At 72.6% G+C, this 12,203-nt stretch carries 12 protein-coding genes; 11 read left to right on the top strand and 1 reads right to left on the bottom strand.

The window, feature by feature from the left end; genetic code table 11:
• The first annotated feature begins 37 nt into the window (after nt 1-37).
• The 10 genes from KUM38_RS20825 to KUM38_RS20870 all read left to right on the top strand — a co-directional run bounded on the left by KUM38_RS20825 (nt 38) and on the right by KUM38_RS20870 (nt 9,847).
• Entirely contained in the window at nt 38-1,294 is a 1,257-nt protein-coding gene (locus KUM38_RS20825; protein WP_217130921.1) for a beta-ketoacyl synthase, read from the top strand.
• Nucleotides 1,291-2,418: a beta-ketoacyl synthase N-terminal-like domain-containing protein gene (locus KUM38_RS20830; RefSeq protein ID WP_217130922.1), complete on the top strand. Its 1,128-nt coding sequence runs from the start codon at nt 1,291-1,293 to the stop codon at nt 2,416-2,418. Before KUM38_RS20825 ends, KUM38_RS20830 begins: the two co-directional genes overlap by 4 nt.
• Nucleotides 2,415-3,305 carry a beta-ketoacyl synthase N-terminal-like domain-containing protein gene (locus KUM38_RS20835; protein ID WP_217130923.1) on the top strand — a complete coding sequence of 297 codons (891 nt, stop codon included), beginning with the start codon at nt 2,415-2,417 and terminating at the stop codon, nt 3,303-3,305. The genes KUM38_RS20830 and KUM38_RS20835 overlap by 4 nt, the downstream gene beginning before the upstream one ends.
• Entirely contained in the window at nt 3,302-4,057 is a 756-nt protein-coding gene (locus KUM38_RS20840) for an alpha/beta fold hydrolase (RefSeq protein WP_217130924.1), read from the top strand. The genes KUM38_RS20835 and KUM38_RS20840 overlap by 4 nt, the downstream gene beginning before the upstream one ends.
• Nucleotides 4,058-4,112: 55 nt before the next feature.
• The gene (locus KUM38_RS20845) at nt 4,113-5,120 is read left to right on the top strand and encodes a hypothetical protein (RefSeq protein WP_217130925.1); all 1,008 of its coding nucleotides are present in this window, start codon (nt 4,113-4,115) and stop codon (nt 5,118-5,120) included.
• Nucleotides 5,117-6,223, top strand: coding sequence for a beta-ketoacyl synthase N-terminal-like domain-containing protein (locus tag KUM38_RS20850; RefSeq protein WP_217130926.1), 1,107 nt, complete (start codon nt 5,117-5,119; stop codon nt 6,221-6,223). The genes KUM38_RS20845 and KUM38_RS20850 overlap by 4 nt, the downstream gene beginning before the upstream one ends.
• Before the next feature lie 193 nt (nt 6,224-6,416).
• Complete coding sequence (gene fabG / locus KUM38_RS20855) at nt 6,417-7,160, top strand: 3-oxoacyl-[acyl-carrier-protein] reductase (RefSeq protein WP_217130927.1); 744 nt, start codon at nt 6,417-6,419, stop codon at nt 7,158-7,160.
• On the top strand, nt 7,157-7,858 hold the full coding sequence (locus KUM38_RS20860; protein ID WP_217130928.1) for a 2-hydroxychromene-2-carboxylate isomerase: 702 nt from the start codon (nt 7,157-7,159) through the stop codon (nt 7,856-7,858). Before fabG ends, KUM38_RS20860 begins: the two co-directional genes overlap by 4 nt.
• 128 nt (nt 7,859-7,986) lie before the next feature.
• On the top strand, nt 7,987-8,769 hold the full coding sequence (locus KUM38_RS20865; RefSeq protein ID WP_217130929.1) for a thioesterase II family protein: 783 nt from the start codon (nt 7,987-7,989) through the stop codon (nt 8,767-8,769).
• An 838-nt stretch (nt 8,770-9,607) separates the two neighbouring features.
• The gene (locus KUM38_RS20870; RefSeq protein ID WP_217130930.1) at nt 9,608-9,847 is read left to right on the top strand and encodes a DUF6269 family protein; all 240 of its coding nucleotides are present in this window, start codon (nt 9,608-9,610) and stop codon (nt 9,845-9,847) included.
• Nucleotides 9,848-9,920: 73 nt separating this feature from the next.
• Here the strand turns inward: KUM38_RS20870 and KUM38_RS20875 are convergent, their stop codons facing one another.
• Complete coding sequence (locus tag KUM38_RS20875; protein ID WP_217130931.1) at nt 9,921-11,828, bottom strand: AfsR/SARP family transcriptional regulator; 1,908 nt, start codon at nt 11,826-11,828, stop codon at nt 9,921-9,923.
• 215 nt (nt 11,829-12,043) lie between these two features.
• On the opposite strand from KUM38_RS20875, the gene KUM38_RS20880 reads away from it, so the two are divergent.
• Nucleotides 12,044-12,196 (top strand): hypothetical protein, encoded by a 153-nt coding sequence (locus tag KUM38_RS20880; RefSeq protein ID WP_217130932.1) that lies wholly within the window; start codon nt 12,044-12,046, stop codon nt 12,194-12,196.
• The last annotated feature ends 7 nt before the right edge of the window (nt 12,197-12,203 follow it).

Here is a 12,203-nt window from a genome sequence, read left to right on the forward strand (position 1 = left end):
CGCCGTCCCGCCGACCCGAAGGTTTAAGGGGAAAAACATGTCCTCAGTACGCCCCGGCGGTATCACCGGGAAACGCCGGGTGGTCCTCACCGGCTTCGGAGTGATCTCCAGCATTGGCATCGGGGCCGAGGAATTCACCGAGAGCCTACGGGCCGGCCGAAGCGGTGTCAGTCCGATCTCGCTGTTCGACGTGGAGGGTTTCGCACACGTCAACGGCTGCGAGGTCAAGGGCTTCGAGCCCGAGCAGTGGATCTCCCGCACCCCGGTACGGGAGTTGGGCCGCGCCAGCCGCTTCGCCGTCGCGGCGGCGGTCATGGCGCTCCGGGACGCCGGACTGGACCCCGTGGAACTCGCCGGCCGACGGGGACTGATCTCCGTCGGCACCACGGACGGCGAGTCCTACGAGCTGGACCGGCTGGTGGCCGCCGAGCTCGCCGACGGACCGGAGAACATGGATCCGGGCATCGTCAGGCGGGTCTCGGCGGCCCGGCTCTCCACCGCCATCGCCCAGGAACTGGACCTCACCGACGTGGAGGCCCCCACCATCGCCACCGCCTGCTCCGCGGGCAACTACGCGATCGGGTACGGCTTCGACGCCGTCAGCTCCGGCGAGGTGGAGTACGCGCTGTGCGGCGGCGCCGACGCCATGTGCCGCAAGACGTTCACCGGCTTCTACCGCCTCGGCACCATCGCCCCCGACAAGGTCCAGCCCTTCGACGTCGACCGCAAGGGCATCCTCACCGGCGAGGGTGCGGGCGTGCTCGTCCTGGAGAGCCTGGACAGCGCCCTGGCCCGCGGCGCCACCATCTACGCCGAGGTGCTCGGCTACGGCCTCAACTGCGACGCGTACCACCAGGTCGCCCCCAACGGCGACAGCGTGGCGCAGTGCATGAGCCTCGCCCTCGACAACGCCGGAGTGAAGCCCGACGAGGTCGACCTCATCTCGGCCCACGGCACCGGCACCAAGGCCAACGACATCACCGAGGCCGGCGCCATCCGCAAGGTGTTCGGCGCGGCCACGCCCCGCACCATCTCGCTGAAGTCGATGCTCGGCCACACCATGGGCGCCGCCAGCGCGCTCGGCGCGATCGCCTGCGGCCTCGCCATCACGCACGGCTTCATCCCGCCGACCATCAACCACAACCGCACCGACCCCGAGTGCGAGATCGACTGCGTGCCCAACCACGCCGTCGAGGCCGACCTGCGCGTGGTGCAGAACAACGGCCTCGCCTTCGGCGGCAACAACGCCATCGTCATCCTCGGCAAGTACGACAGGGACGGTGAGCGCCGGTGACGTACGCCATCGTCGGCACGGGAGCGGTCGCCGGCATCGGCGCCGACCCGGCCGAGATCTTCGACAGCCTGTGCGCCGGGCGCAGCGGCCTCGCCCCGCTGAAGGCCTTCGACCGCACCCGCTTCAAGGCGCAGCAGCTCTTCGAGATCGACGACCGGCCGCAGGACGGCACCGACGAGCCGGGCCGCGCGAGCCGCTTCCTGGTGGAGGCCGTCCGGCAGGCCGTGCGCGACGCGGGGCTGCCGGAGGACCTCTCCGGCGTCCCGGTCCTCGTCGGCACCGGACTGCGCGAGCTGCGCTCCCTGGAGCTGTGGTGGCGTGACGGCGTCCCCTTCGACGCCGACGGACTGCACTTCGAGGACGCCCTGCGCACCGCGTTCGGCGCCGTCGACACCCACACCTTCGCCGGTGCCTGCTCCGCGTCCCTGTACGCCCTGGCGCTCGGCTGGGACCTGCTCGAACTCGGCGAGGCGGAGACCGTCGTCGTGGCCGGGTGCGACGTGGTCACCGAGAGCATGTTCGGCCTCGCCGACCGCGTGCAGTTCGACCCGCCCCCCGCGGTGCGGCCCTTCGACACCGACCGCCGCGGCACCATCCTCGGCGAGGGCGCCGCCGCCGTCGTCCTCACCCGCGCACCGGGCGACCGTCCGGTGCGCGGCCGGCTGCGCTCGGTGGCCGTCAACTGCGACGCCCACCACCAGACCGCGCCCGACGAGGCGGGCGTCACCGCCGCGGTACGCCAGGCGCAGCGACGCGCCGGAGTCGAACCCGCGGACATCGACCTGGTCATGCTGCACGCCACCGGCACCCCGCTCAACGACCGCACCGAAGCCGTCGTCACCGCGCGGGTCTTCGACGGCGCGCGCCCGGCCCTCACCGGCATCAAGTCGCTGACCGGGCACACCTCGGGTTCGGCCGGGCTGCTCGGTCTGATCGTCGCCCTGCACTCGCTCGGCAGCTCGGTGGTGCCGCCGATCGCGGGCCTGGCCGACCCCCTCCCGGAGGCGGACGGCCTGCGCCTGGTGACCGGTGAGCCCCTGACCGCACCGCTGCGGCTGGCGCAGGTCAACAGTTTCGGCTTCGGCGGGGTCAACGCCGTCGCCGTCGTGGGAGGTACCGCATGACGATCGCCGTCACCGGCGTCGCCGTGGCACTGCCGGGCACGTCCGACCCGCGGGACCTCCTCCGACCGGCTCCGCCGGGCGCCGAACCCGTCGACCCCGCGGCCCGCATCGGCAAGAAGGGCCTGCGCTTCAAGGACCGCGCCACCCGGCTCGGCCTGCATCTCGCGCATGCCGCGCTCACCGACGCCGGCCTCCTGGAGGCCGGCAGGACGACCGTGCCCGGCGACCGGATCGCCACCGTGGTCAGCTCCAACCTCGGCAACGCGGACACCGTGTGCCGGGCGGTGGAGACCATCGCCAAGGAGTCCACCGAGGCGCTCAGCCCGATGGACACCCCGAACGCCTCCAGCAACATCATCGCCTCGGAGACCGCCATCCGCTACGGTCTGCGCGGCCCCAACCTCACGGTGTGCAACGGCCGTTCCTCCGGCCTCGACGCGGTCCGCTGGGCCGCCGTGCTGCTGCGCGCTGGCCGCGCCGACCACGTACTGGTCACCGGCGTGGAACCGGACAACGAGGTCACCCGCCGGCTCGTCGGCGGCCCGGTGGCCGACGGCGGTGCCGCCCTGGTGCTCAGCCGCGCCGCCACGGCCCCGGCCCGCGTCCTGCTCGGCCCGGTCGTCCGCACCGCCCGGCCGGACGACACCGTCACCGAACTGGCGCGGCGCACCCCGGACGGCCGGCTCTGGCTCAGCCCCGGCGAGCACCCCGTGCCGACCGGCGCCCGGCGCCTCGACCTGGGCGGCTGGGGCGAACTGTCCGGCGCGCTCGGTGTGGTCCAGTGCGCCGCCGCGGCCGGCTGGTTCGCCGAGGGCGGCACGCCGGTGGCGTACGCCCTGGCCGGCGCCACGGGCGCGGTCCTGCTCGCCCCGGAGCGCACCCGATGAGGAACGTCGTCCTGCTGCACGGTCTCGCCAACAACGAGCACGTCTGGTCCTCGCTCACCGGCCACTGGAACCCCGGCGTCGAGGTCCACGCGCCGCGGCTGCCCTGGCACGGCGGCGGGATCGCCGACTGGCGTCACGAGACGGACTCCGCGGCCCGTCTGGCGGACGTGCTCGACCGGGTGCCGGGCGGCCCCGACCTGGTCGTCGCCCACTCCTTCAGCTCGGTGCTGCTGCTGGAACTGCTCAGCCGCCGTGCCGCGGCGGGCGAACCACCGGGCCTGTCCGGTGTCGTCCTCGTCAACCCCTTCTACCGGAGCGACGCCGACGACTTCCACTGGGACATGATCGCGCCGACCCTGGACGACTTCCCGCGCACCATGGCCGAGTCCATGAGGCTGCGCACCCGGGACCGTCCCGTCGATCCGGACCTCCTCACCGACATGGCCCGGCGGATGACCGAGTGGATCGGACCCTACGGCTGGCTCCGGTTCTTCGACGCGTACCTGCGCACACCGCTGTTCCGGGTCGACCTGGTCACCACGCCGGCCCTGGTGATCGGCGGAGAGGACGACCGGTCCGCGCCCGTGGAGCAGGCCCGTGGGCTCGCCGCCCGGCTGCCCGGGGCGCAGTGCGTGACCGTCCCCGGCTGCGGTCACTTCCCGATGCTCGAACGGCCCGACTGGTTCACGGCCGGCGTGCAGGCCTTCCTCGGCCTCCTCCCGCCCCGCGTCCGGCCCCTGGCCGACGCCTGACCCCGCCGCGCTCGACCCGGCCGACCCGACACGACCCGACACGAAGGAGTCCGTGATGGACCCGACGCCCCACCCCGCGGTGACGGCGCTGCTGCACACCCCGACCACGGCGCGGCTGCGACCTCTGTTCGAAGGCAACAACATCAGTTTCGCCATCGGCTTCAAGCACATCAACTACGTGGCCGAAGCGGCGGTCCTGCACCACTTCAGAGCGGCCGGGCTGCCCGTCGGAGACCTCTACCGGCGCTTCGGGCTCGGCTTCGACGTGGTCGACATCCGCTCCCGGCTCGGCGCGCTCCTCGCCGTGGACGACGAGGTCGAGGCGGTCGTCACCCCGAAGACCAAGGACGGCGAGGGCCGTTTCCGCTTCCGCGTCGAGCAGTTCGTCGAGCGGGACGGCCGCCGCGTGCGGTGCGCCGACTCCACGCTGGTGGTGGCGCTGCGCGTCGACGGCCACATCCAGCCGGAGGAGGCGTGGCCCGCCGGTCTGGACCGGTTCACCACCGCCCGCCTCGGCACCGGCGACCGCCTGGAGCTCGCGGCGAAGCCCGTGCCGTACGGCGAGTTCACCGCCGGCCGCGGCACCAGCGCCGACCCGGTCCTGACCGAACTCATCGGTGAGACCAACGCGTTCGGCTGGCGCTGGCGCGTGGGCTACTTCTACTGCCACTACAACGAGCGCGTGCAGATGTCCGGCTTCCTGCGGATCATGGAGGAGGTCGAGGACCTCTTCCTCGCCGACCGGGGCCTGCCCATCAAGGAGGTCCTGGACACCCGCGGCTGGATCCCCGTCGTCACCCAGTCCCGGATCGAGCTCCTCGACGAGACCCTCATGGAGGAGGAGCTCTACACCGTCTACACCGTGGAGCAGGTCTTCAAGACGCTGCTCTACACCACCCGCATGGACTGCTACGTCCTGCGCGACGGGCAGCTGGTGAAGACGGCCACCGGCACCATCACCCACGGCTACCTCCACGAGACGGCCCCCAACCAGTGGGAGATGGCCGAGTTCGACGAGAGCGCCGTCACCGCCCTCACCACGCCCCGCAAGGCGGCGGCATGAGCGCCCCCGCGACCGCACGGCCGGTCATCACCGGCTGGTCGGCGGTCTCCCCGTACGGCATCGGCGCCGAGGCCTTCGCCGAGGGCCGGCGCACCCGGCGGCCGACCTCCGCTCCCGTGGACACCGAGCGCTGGCGCGTGCCCGCCGGCGATGCCCACCTCGTCCCCGGGTTCGAGGTCCGCGAGGTGCTCGGCAAGAAGGGCACCCGCTCCATGGACCGGGTCACCGGCCTGGCCGTGGCCGCCGTCGGCTCCCTTCTCGGCCGGCCGGAGGCGGAGCGCGAGACGGAGACCGGTGAGCGGGCCGCGCTCGTGCTCGCCACCACCACCGGCAGCGCCGCCAGCATGATGGACTTCACCCGCAGCTCCCTCGAAGGCGCCCGCCCCTACGACGTCGACCCGGCCGTGATGCCGAACGCGGTGATGAACTGCGCCGCCGGCCAGTGCGCCATCTGGTACGGCATCAAGGGTCCCAACACCACGCTGGCCGGCGGCCGCGCGGCCGGGCTGCTCTCCCTCAACTACGCCACCCGGCTGCTGTCCACGGGCCGTGCGGACACCGTGCTGTGCGCGGCGGCGGAGGAGTACTCGCACGCCCGGTACTGGCTGGAGCGGCACAGCCGGGGCACCGAGGCCCCCGGCGCCGCCCTCGGCGAGGGCGCCGCCGTCCTGCTGATCCGGCCCGCCTCCGCGGCGACGCCCGAACGTCCCGCGCTGGCGGAGGTGCTGTCGGTCCGCTCCCGGGTCGCCACCGGCAGCCGGGTCCACGCGGCCCTGGAGGCCTGTGTGCGCTCCGCCCTGGAGGAGGCCGGCGCCGACCCCGGCGACGTGTGGGCCGCGAGCCCCAGCGACGCACCGGGCTCCCTCGGCCGGCTGGAACGGGAGGTCCTCACCGACGTCTGCGGCGGCACGGCGCTGGAGCGGGTGTCGGCCGTCGGCCTCATCGGTGACGTCTCCGCGGCCTCGGCCCAGTTCCAGATCGCCACGCTCCTCTCGGCCGCCGGCGACGACCCCGCGGCCGCCGGCCGCATCGCGGTGGTCACCTCGGCGGACCGCGACGGCTCCCTGGCGTGCGCGGTGCTGAGACTGGCGGACGGTCGATGAGCGTGGCAGCGGGCACCACGCGTGCGGCGGGCGCGACATGCCGCCTCGACGGCGAGACCGTCACGACCGCCGCGCAGCCGGCCTTCCGCCCCGCCGGCCGGCCGCGACCCCGCGGATACGGGGCCGAGTCAGGGCCCGTACCCGGACCCGCCCTTGTCCCACCGTCCGCCGTAAACGGAGAAGAGGCCCAACGATGACCGAAACCAGGCCCGTGGCCCTGATCAGTGGGGGTTCCCGGGGTATCGGCCGGGCCGCCGTGCTGAAGCTGGCGGCAGACGGCTACGACGTCGGTTTCTGCTTCCACTCGCAGCAGGAGGCGGCGGAGATCCTCGGCAAGGAGGCCGAGGCGCTCGGGGCACGGGTGCTGTACCGCCGGGTGGACGTGAGTGACGCGGCCGCGGTGCGCGCCTGGGTGACCGAGACCGAACAGGAGCTCGGCCCCGTCGAAACCGCCGTCACCTCGGCCGGCATCACCCGCGACAAGGCCCTGGTGATGATGTCCGACGAGGAGTGGTCGTCGGTCGTCTCCACCAACCTCGACGGCGTCTTCCACGTCTGCCGTGCCGTCACCTTCCCGATGATGAAGCGCCGCCGCGGCAGCATCGTCAACATCTCCTCGGTGGCCGGGGTCTACGGCAACGCCACCCAGACGAACTACGCCGCGTCCAAGGCCGGGATCATCGGCTTCTCGCGCTCCCTCGCCAAGGAAGTCGGCCGTTACGGCATCCGCGTCAACACGGTGGCGCCCGGTTTCGTCGACACCGACATGGTGGCCGCCGTGTCCGACAAGGTGCGCGAGGAAGCGCTCGCGAGCGTCGCGCTCGGCCGTATGGGCACCGCCGACGAGGTGGCGGAACTCGTCTCCTTCCTTGCCTCCGAACGCGCCGGCTACATCACCGGATCCGTGTTCCAGATCGATGGGGGGATCTCCCTGTGAGCACCGACCGCCGAAGGAAGAAGCACCCCAGGTGGTACTTCTCGCTGCGCAGCCCCTACTCGTGGTTCGCCTACCGTGACCTCACCGAGAAGTATCCGGACGTGCTCGACCGGATCGAATGGATTCCCTACTGGGAGCCCGACGAGGAGTTCACCCGGCTGCTCGCCGAGTCCGGCGTCACCCTGCCGGTGATGCCCATGCACCGCTCCAAGAACTTCTACATCCTGCGGGACGCGCGCCGCTGGGCGCACGCCCGGGGCTGGCAGGTGACCTGGCCGGTCGACCGCGCCCCGCACTGGGAGGTCTCCCACCTCGCCTACCTCGCGGCCGAGGAACAGGGACTGGGACCGCAGTTCGTCGACCTCGCCTACCGGGCGCGCTGGAAGCAGGGCCTGGACCTCGCGGAACGGCAGACCATCGCCGGCATCGCGGCCGAACTCGGCCTCGACGCGTCACTCGCCGACGCGATCGACGACGCGTCCATCCGGAAGAGGGGAGTGGAATGCCTGATCGCGGCCTATCACGACGACGCCTTCGGCGTGCCGTTCTTCCTGCACGGACGCGAAGCCTTCTGGGGCGCTGAGCGGGTCGGGGCGTTCGTGTCCGCGGTGCGCGGTGAGGAGTGGGACGGGCTCAGCGACGCCCCGTTCCAGGCACCGTCGTTCACGGCCATGCCGGACGACCGGTACCCGGCCTGACCCGAGGCGTGACGGCCACCACCGCACCACCAAGGGCCGGCCGGGCGACCGCGGGGGCACTCGGACGACCGAGTGCCCCCGCGCCCGGCAGCCCCTTCTCAGCGGACGACAGTACGAAGGAGGACAGGATGAGCGTCGGCGCCCACCGCACCGCGCCCTCGACAGCCGCCGACAGCGGCAGATGGTTCCGTCGGTACAGGGCGACGGGGAGCGTTCACCGCAGGCTGCTCGTCCTGCCGCACGCGGGCGGTTCGGCCAGCTTCTTCCACGCCTGGGGCACCGCGTTCGACCCCGGCACGGAAGTGCTGGTCGCGCGCTACCCCGGGCGGCACGACCGGCTCACCGACCCCTGTGTCGACAGCATGAAGGAACTCGCCGATCAGGTGACCGAGGCGCTCCTTCCCCTCCTGGACGTCCCGGTGACGCTGTTCGGGCACAGCATGGGCGCGTCGCTGGCCCACGAGGTGGCGCTGCGACTGCGGGACCGGCACGGGGTGCGCCCCGCCGCGCTCCATGTGTCGAGCCGCAGGCCCCCGCACCGGCTGAATCCGAAACGGGTCCACGCGGAGGGCGACGAGGCACTGCTCGAGGAGGTCCGCCGGCTCGGGGGCACCGACGAGGCGCTCCTCACCGATCCCGATCTCCGGGAGATCTTCCTGCCGGCGATCCGGGCCGACTTCACGATCGTCGGTACCTACGGTCCACGGCGTGCCGCCCCGGTGGACTGCCCGGTGTACGCGTACGTGGGGGACCAGGACCCGGACGTGCCCGTGGCGGAGATGTCGGCCTGGTCCGACGTCGCGCGTGGCGCCTTCCGCCTGGACGTGCTGCCAGGCGGTCACTTCTATCTGGTGGACCGGCACGACGTCCTGGTGGGAACGGTCTCGGACCGCCTGCTGGCCGACGGCTGACGGGCGGCTGACCGGCTCCTCCGACTATCTGCGAGACCCTGCGGGATGCGCACCGGCGCATCCCGCTTTCGTCGTTGGCCGCCTTCGCCGACGCATCCGGCGTGCGCGCCCCGTACGGCAGCCGAATCGCTCCCGCACGGTCTCGGTGCGGCCGCCCCCGGTTCACGCGGTACGGGAGCGGGGACCGAGCGGACCGGCGCCGCGGACCGCGGCTGACGGCGAGCACCGGGCCCGTATCCCGTCGCCGCCCGTATCGAGCACGTCCCGCCGGCCGGCGGGACGTGCTCGAGCTGTGTGAAGGCCTTGCCGGCCGACGTGCCCTGATCCTCGTGACCACCGCCTCCGCCCGGGCGCGCATCCGGCGGTCCCGGCCGGTCCGGCCGTCCCCGGAAAAACCTGCCGGGCCGGCGGTCCCGGCCGGTCCGGCCGTCCTCGGAATACCTGCCGGGCGGCGGGCGGCCCCAGCGGTCATCATCCGCCCCACGCGCACGGCGGCACCGTATCGGGGTGATTCCTGAATTCCCTGCCGACGCGCGGCGAGGCGGAATCGTTCGAGGTATTTCCCGCCCTGTCCACGGCTGCTTCCGTGAGAAACGCGTGCCGACGGGCGCCGGCTTCCTCCCTCCTGCTCCGATGCGCGACTCCGCAGGTCAGCACCCCGGTCCTGCGTCGCCCGACACCTGTGGGAGCGTCTGTACGGAATCTGTACGGATCCATGAAAAGCCTCCGGGGATCCTGTACGGGAAAGCAGGGAAAGGGGCGGGAATCCCTATATGCACGTATCCGACTCTGTGAAGGAAGGGCCTCCAGGGGCCCGGTCCCGAGCCGAGGAGGAAAAGTGCTTGAAAAAGAGGAAAACCCGGCCTCTGTTCAGTCTCCACTCCAATTCCTCGAGGAGCTCGAGAAACGCGCGTCGATGGAACAGGAGGCACTGCTGCGCGACAGTGCCGTTTCGTGGGCACAGCTCCTCGCGGAATACGCGGATGCGCTGAACGAACTCGTGGCGCAGGGGTACAGGTTCGACTTCCCGCCCGAGGCGCAGTCCTTCGACGAAGGTCATGCCGGCGGCTGCGGCTGACCCGGGCCGGACATGCTTTCGGGGCCGGCCGCAGTACTGCGGCCGGCCCCGAAGGGGGACGGGGCGGTGGACCTCAGGCGGCGGTGCGGACGGCCGCGCCCTGGTGCCGGCCGAAAAGCCGGATCAGGGACGGGAAGTGGTAGCGCGGCCGGCCGGAGCCGTCCACGCCTCCTCCCTCCAGCAGGTGGCCGTCGACCAGTTGCTCGAGGAGGTCCTCGGCGTCCTCGGTCCCGGTGCCGAGGACGGACGCGGCGTCCAGGGCGGTCAGCAGTGGCGGAGCAGCCGCCGCGAGCGCGAGGAACGCGCCGACCGCGGGGGAAGGCAACCCGTTCAGTGCGTGACGCAGTCTCGAGCCGACGTCGAGGCTGCCGAGGCGCAGCTCGTCCAGTCGGCGTTCCGCGGACTCCAGGCGCGCGGCGAACCGGGTCGCGGACCCCTGCGGACGGGTGGCGATCCGGGCGGCGGCGATCCGCAGCGCGAGCGGGAGACGGTCACAGAACTCCGCGATACGTGCCACGGCCTCCGCTTCCTGCCCGATCCGGGCCGTGCCCGCCACGGTGGCGAGCAGCCGCACGGCTTCGGCCGGCTCCAGCGGACCGAGCCGCAGCAGGCAGGTGCCTTCGAGCGAGGCCAGCTGGGCATGCACCCCGGTGACGACGGTGCGGCTCGCCCCGCCGCCCGGAAGCAGAGGGCGCACCTGGGCGTCGTCCGTCGCGTTGTCGAGGACGATCAGCATCCGCCGTCCGTTCGACAACGTGCGGTAGAGCTGCACGCGCTCTTCGAGGGACACGGGCAGCCGGCCGGGCGGCACGCCCAGGGCACGCAGGAACCAGCCGAGGACCTCCACCGGCCTGCGCGGGCCGTCCTCGGTGCGCAGATCGGCGTAGAGCTGGCCCTGCGGGAACGTGTCACGGCAGCGCTCGGCCGCGTGCAGGGCCAGCGCCGACTTGCCGGTTCCCGGCGTGCCGGTGATCACGACGTCCCGTCGTTCGCCCAGCGCTTCGAGCAGCTCCCGCACCTCGCCGACGCGCCCGACGAAGTCGTACGGGGCGGCGGGCAGCAGCGCGGGCGGCATACCGGGCCAGCCGCCGCCGGCGGCCGGGGCCCCGGGCGTCGACGGTGCCGCCCGGGCGGTCCTCGAGGCCCCGGACCCGTTCGCGCGCGGCGGGTTCTCCGGCTCCGGCGGCGGCTGCGGCGCGGGCTCCGGACGGGCGGCGGCGCCGTGCCCGGGACGCGGTGCGGGTACGGGGGAGAGCTCGCCCGTGAGGATCTGCTCATGCAGTGCGCGCAGCGCCGGGCCGGGATCGATGCCGAGTTCGTCCGCCAGGTACCGGCGCCCCTGCGTGTACGTCGCGAGCGCGTCGGCCTGGCGGCCGCACCGGTGCAGCGCGGTCATCAACAGGGCCCGCAGCCGTTCGCTCCCCGGGTGCAGGGCCACTTCGCGGGTCAGGCCGGTGACCGTCTCGGTGTGGCGGCCCAGGGCGAGCGCCGCTTCGGCGTGCTGCTCCACGGCGGACAGCCGGGCCTCCTCCAGCCGCGGCACCTCGGCCTGCGCGAGGTGCTCGGTGACACCCGTGAGCGCCGGGCCGTTCCACAGCGACAGAGCCGACGCCAGCCGGCGCTCGGCGTCGGCGTACCGCCCTTCCCGCAGGTCGGCACCGCCCGCCTGCGCCAGCTCCCGGAAGGCCTCCCAGTCGAGAGCGGCGTCACCGATGTCCAACCGGTAGCCGGGACCGGTGCGCTCCAGCACGATCCCGGGGCCCATACGGGTGCGCAGCCTCGATGCGTACGTGTAGAGCTGATTGGTGCTGGTCGCAGGGGGGTCCCAGCCCCACAGCAGTGTGGTGAGCCGCTCGTCCGTCATGACCTTGCCGTGGGCCAGCAGCAGGGCGGCGAGCACGCTGCGCTGCTTGCTGCCGTCGAGTGCCACCGCGCGGCCTTCCCGCTCGGCCGACACGGCTCCCAGGATTCTGAAGTCCATGGCACTCCCCTCCGCGCAACCGCGTCTCCCGGTCGCCGCGATACCTGCCGCGCAAGCTACTGAGCTCCCTTTTTCCGTGAGTTTCGAGGCTCTTTCGCCCGCACGAAAGCGAGACGAAACCGCTGGAAAAAGACGTCCTCGTAGCATTCAGGGCATGCTGCGGGGCAATGATCCGCAGCGGTTCCGTACCGTGAAACGACCCTTAGGGGAGTGTCATGCAACGCTGCATCGTCACCACTGCGACAGCCATCGCCACACTGGGATCGGTGCTGATGCTTCTGGCGGCCGGAAACGGTGGCGCTCAGGACGCGGCGACCGCGACGCACCGCACGGTGACGGCGGCGACGGCCGACGATCCGTGGACGTGACGGAGGC

It is taken from the genome of Streptomyces sp. AC558_RSS880 (genome assembly GCF_019049255.1).
In the GTDB taxonomy this organism is placed as follows: Bacteria; Actinomycetota; Actinomycetes; order Streptomycetales; family Streptomycetaceae; genus Streptomyces.

Coding starts and splice junctions, on each gene's coding strand:
- KUM38_RS20825 (WP_217130921.1), top strand. CDS start 38: ATGTCCTCAGTACGCCCCGGCGGTATCACCGGGAAACGCCGGGTGGTC.
- KUM38_RS20835 (WP_217130923.1), top strand. CDS start 2,415: ATGACGATCGCCGTCACCGGCGTCGCCGTGGCACTGCCGGGCACGTCC.
- KUM38_RS20840 (WP_217130924.1), top strand. CDS start 3,302: ATGAGGAACGTCGTCCTGCTGCACGGTCTCGCCAACAACGAGCACGTC.
- KUM38_RS20845 (WP_217130925.1), top strand. CDS start 4,113: ATGGACCCGACGCCCCACCCCGCGGTGACGGCGCTGCTGCACACCCCG.
- KUM38_RS20850 (WP_217130926.1), top strand. CDS start 5,117: ATGAGCGCCCCCGCGACCGCACGGCCGGTCATCACCGGCTGGTCGGCG.
- fabG (WP_217130927.1), top strand. CDS start 6,417: ATGACCGAAACCAGGCCCGTGGCCCTGATCAGTGGGGGTTCCCGGGGT.
- KUM38_RS20865 (WP_217130929.1), top strand. CDS start 7,987: ATGAGCGTCGGCGCCCACCGCACCGCGCCCTCGACAGCCGCCGACAGC.
- KUM38_RS20875 (WP_217130931.1), bottom strand. CDS start 11,828: ATGGACTTCAGAATCCTGGGAGCCGTGTCGGCCGAGCGGGAAGGCCGC.
- KUM38_RS20880 (WP_217130932.1), top strand. CDS start 12,044: ATGCAACGCTGCATCGTCACCACTGCGACAGCCATCGCCACACTGGGA.